The organism is Sphingobacterium sp. UBA7855 (assembly GCA_002500745.1).
Classification (GTDB): Bacteria; Bacteroidota; Bacteroidia; order Sphingobacteriales; family Sphingobacteriaceae; genus Sphingobacterium.
This window is the reverse complement of sequence record DLST01000019.1, coordinates 1-3,787: the sequence shown is the minus strand read 5'-3', so window position 1 is coordinate 3,787 and position 3,787 is coordinate 1. Positions and strand designations below refer to the sequence as shown.

The following is a 3,787-nucleotide window of genomic DNA, read 5'->3' as shown; positions in this document are numbered from 1 at the left end:
TATTTTTAGGGGAGATTACAACTGGGGCTTTCAACATCGTTTTACATTGAGAAAATTACCGATTATGTACTGGTCGATGGCAATGTGCGCTTATTGAACCTTCTTTCGATCGGTATGTTGGTCATTCTGATTTTTCAGTTGCTCATTGGTACATTGAAAAGTGTCATGGTCTTGCAAACGGGGCAAAGGATTGATAAATATCTGATTTTAGGTTATTATAAACATTTGCTGAGTCTCCCGCAACGCTTCTTTGATACAATGAAAGTGGGCGAGATTATATCGCGGGTTAACGATGCAGTCAAAATTCGTGCTTTTATTAATGATATAGCTATACAGGCTGTCGTCAATTTGCTGATTGTGATCTTTTCCTTCGCGCTTATGTTTACCTATTTCTGGAAACTGGCCTTGATCATACTGCTCGTTATCCCTTTTTATCTAGGGGTCTATTGGCTTTCCAATAAACTGAACAAAAAAGTAGAGCGCCGGATGATGGAAGAAGGGGCCGAACTGGAATCTCATCTGGTCGAATCGCTCAATTCGGTCAAGACCATCAAGCAGTTTGGGATTGAAACTTATTTTAATAGCGGTACAGACAATCGGTTTTCGCATTTATTGAAAACCATTTATGCTTCGGTGATGAATGGCTTGTTTTCCAGCACCTCTGGCGAGTTATTGTCGCGGTTATTTACCATTATCCTCTTATGGGCCGGTTCATACTATGTGATCGAGCGCACAATCACACCTGGAGAATTACTCTCATTTTACGCCTTGATCGGTTATTTTACTGGGCCGGTGACGCAATTGATCGGCATGAACAAGACACTGCAAAATGCATTGATTGCAGCAGATCGCTTGTTTGAAATTATGGATCTGGAGCGTGAAGAATCAGAAGAGAAATTACAGCTTACTTCGGATCTGGTTGGGGATATCGTCTTTGATAATATACGTTTTTCTTACGGATCACGGGTAGAGGTATTCCGAAATTTTAGTTGCCGGATACAACAAGGCAAGATGACGGCCGTGATCGGGGAGAGTGGAAGCGGGAAGACTACGCTAGGAGCGCTTATTCAGCAGTTGTATCGACTACAGGAGGGCAAGATTTCTATCGGTCAATACGATTTGAACTATATTTCGAAGAGTTCCCTTCGGGAACGCATTGCCATTGTGCCCCAGCAGATTGATCTTTTTTCGGGTAACGTCGTTAGTAATATTGCCGTCGGAGAGGATGTTCCCAATTTTCAGCGGCTGTTGCAGGTAGTCAATGAATTGGACATGATGTCTTTTATTGAAAAGCTTCCAGCTGGTTTTGAAACCCAGCTTGGTGAAAATGGATCCATGCTATCCGGTGGACAGCGACAACGAATTGCCATTGCACGAGCATTATACCGCAATCCGGATATTCTCATTTTAGACGAAGCGACTTCGGCTTTGGATACTTCAACAGAACAGGTAATCCAGCGAGCATTCCGTCGCTTTAAAGATTCGGGTAAGACAATGATTGTGATTGCACATCGGCTGAGTACGATCGCTGAGGCCGATACCATTATGGTGCTTAAAGATGGAGTACTTATCGAACAGGGCGAACATGAGGAATTATTAACCCAAGAGTCTGCTTATAAGGATATGTGGAAAAAGCAATCGATCGTGTTAAACTAACTGTTGTTTTTTATTCAATGATGAAAAATTATCAAAGATGTAGGATAAAGTGCTGGTTTATTTATTTAGCGGTACTGTTATCTACGAATGTACTGGCGCAACGAGCCTGGACTTTACGGGATTGTATTGATTATGCAGTGACTCATAATCTACCGATAAAACAGCAGGATATCAAGGCTGAGATAAAAGTGCTGGATCAGCAAATGGCATTGCGGGAACGCTTGCCAAGTGTGAATGGCTATGCAAATGGGTATACCACTTTTGGATCATCACAGGATGTGTTTGGTACGATTCGGCGCAATGACAATCTGAATAGCAACATGGGGATCAATGCGGAACTGACCCTATATCAATATAACTATTTTCGAAACCAAGCCAAGAAAGCGGCTTCTGAAGCGGAACAGGAACGTGTCGAAAAGGAGATATTGAAAAGAAATCTTACTGTTCAGCTGATGGAAGCCTATCTGCAGACATTGCTGGCTCAGGCACTATTGGTCTCACAGGATTCGGCCATGCAATTTTCACAGCAGTTACTGGATAAAGCCGAGAAAAGTACGGCGGTAGGGGCAACAGCTGTGTCGGTAGTTGCCGAAGCAAAAGCCAATCTGGCGCGAGAGAAACAGCAATACCAACAGTATCACAAAGATCGGCGACAGTCCTTGCTTAAGTTAGCCCAGCTGATGAACTATCCGGACTATAGTAACTTAGAACTGGCTGTCCCAGTAGTGGAGAATGAGCTCCTGCAAGGGCATGCTTTTTCGGATTCATCAAGCCTGCGGGAAGAAGCTTTTGTGCATAATCCGGTATTTGCTAAGCTTCGAAGTCAAGCTGTTGGACTTGAGGTCGAGTCCAAGTTAGTTAAAGCAGCGTTATTTCCGACGGTAAAGGGATCCGCTGGTTTAGGAAGTACCTATTTTAATGCTTTAAAAGCGGACAATACGCGATCTTTTTTTGTACAAAGCAAAGACAACTTTGCCCAGCAGCTCGCTGTGACGGTTTCGGTACCCATATTTAACAAAGGCAAGACTAAACGCCAGTTGAAACAGATCGAATTTAACAAGCAAAATATTCAATTGTCAGCCGACAATGAAAGGCTCGCTCAACAGCAGATCTTAGACAAGCTATTGCTTGAATTGAATGAGAACAGAAAGCAGTATGGTATTGCGATAGAGGCGAGCATGGCAACTGCGCAATCATTGGATTACACCTTGCGGAGTTTTGAAGCGGGCAAGGCATCGATCTATGATGTCAATACGAGTAAAAGTAATTTGATTAAAGCGGATTCGGAAACGATCCGCAGCAAATATAATGTGGTGTTCAATCAGCTCATGCTGCGCTATCAGATTTATGGATCGATAAATTAAAATCTTTATGAAGCTATTCCAATATATAGACCGGATTAATTTGTTGGACAAGTTGATCCGCCAGAGACGGACGGGGACACCTACTGAATTAGCAAAGCGGCTGGGAATATCTGTTTCTCGATTGTATGCGATGATGGATGAGCTTAAGGGGCGAGGTGCGCCGATAGAGTATTCTCGGCAGGGCTATACGTATTACTATGCTTATGAGTTTATGATTTCAATTTTGTTGAAGATGGAAGTGCTGGGCGAAGATAAACTCCGCCATATCTCGGGCGGTGAGAATTTTTGTTCAACTATTTTATTCACTACTGTTTTTGTGGAGTGAGCGAATGTAATTTAGTAATGTTGATCAATGAAAGCAGGAATTCGAAAAGGCTTATAATAGAGTAGGAGCTAATTTTATAAATAGAAAAAAAATGAATATTTTAGAATTACAAAATTTAAGTCTCGATGAATTAACTTTAATTAATGGTGGATTTGGTAATGATTATTCGATGCGGCCTTCTATGGATAGTGTTCGTATATGGGGTGATTTTGCACATGGTTTTTTTGCAGGTTTAATGGGGTATTAAAATGAAAGAAAATTTAATGATGAATTTGGAAGAATTAACTTTAGATGAGTTGACTGCTATTGATGGAGGGAATGAAGCATATAATGCGGGATATGAGATTGGAAAAGGGATAAGAAAAGGATTGGAAGCTATTGCCTTAGTTATTGCTTCATTATAATGTATTTTTGGATCAAGGAGGGTGTAAACTGAACTGTG

5 protein-coding genes are annotated in these 3,787 nt (G+C 41.6%); all 5 read left to right on the top strand.

The genetic code is table 11. The features are described 5' to 3' along the window. Nucleotides 1–21 precede the first annotated feature (21 nt). The 5 genes from B2107_RS19325 (at nucleotide 22) to B2107_RS19305 (ending at nucleotide 3,749) form a co-directional block, all read left to right on the top strand. Nucleotides 22–1,656: a peptidase domain-containing ABC transporter gene (locus tag B2107_RS19325; protein ID WP_293957363.1), complete on the top strand. Its 1,635-nt coding sequence runs from the start codon at nucleotides 22–24 to the stop codon at nucleotides 1,654–1,656. 17 nt (nucleotides 1,657–1,673) lie between these two features. Continuing rightward, complete coding sequence (locus tag B2107_RS19320; protein ID WP_312331635.1) at nucleotides 1,674–3,020, top strand: TolC family protein; 1,347 nt, start codon at nucleotides 1,674–1,676, stop codon at nucleotides 3,018–3,020. 7 nt (nucleotides 3,021–3,027) lie between these two features. Further along, nucleotides 3,028–3,345 carry an HTH domain-containing protein gene (locus B2107_RS19315; protein ID WP_293957361.1) on the top strand — a complete coding sequence of 106 codons (318 nt, stop codon included), beginning with the start codon at nucleotides 3,028–3,030 and terminating at the stop codon, nucleotides 3,343–3,345. Nucleotides 3,346–3,436: 91 nt separating this feature from the next. Next, on the top strand, nucleotides 3,437–3,592 hold the full coding sequence (locus B2107_RS19310) for a hypothetical protein (protein ID WP_293957360.1): 156 nt from the start codon (nucleotides 3,437–3,439) through the stop codon (nucleotides 3,590–3,592). Nucleotide 3,593: 1 nt separating this feature from the next. Beyond that, complete coding sequence (locus tag B2107_RS19305; RefSeq protein WP_293957359.1) at nucleotides 3,594–3,749, top strand: hypothetical protein; 156 nt, start codon at nucleotides 3,594–3,596, stop codon at nucleotides 3,747–3,749. The last annotated feature ends 38 nt before the right edge of the window (nucleotides 3,750–3,787 follow it).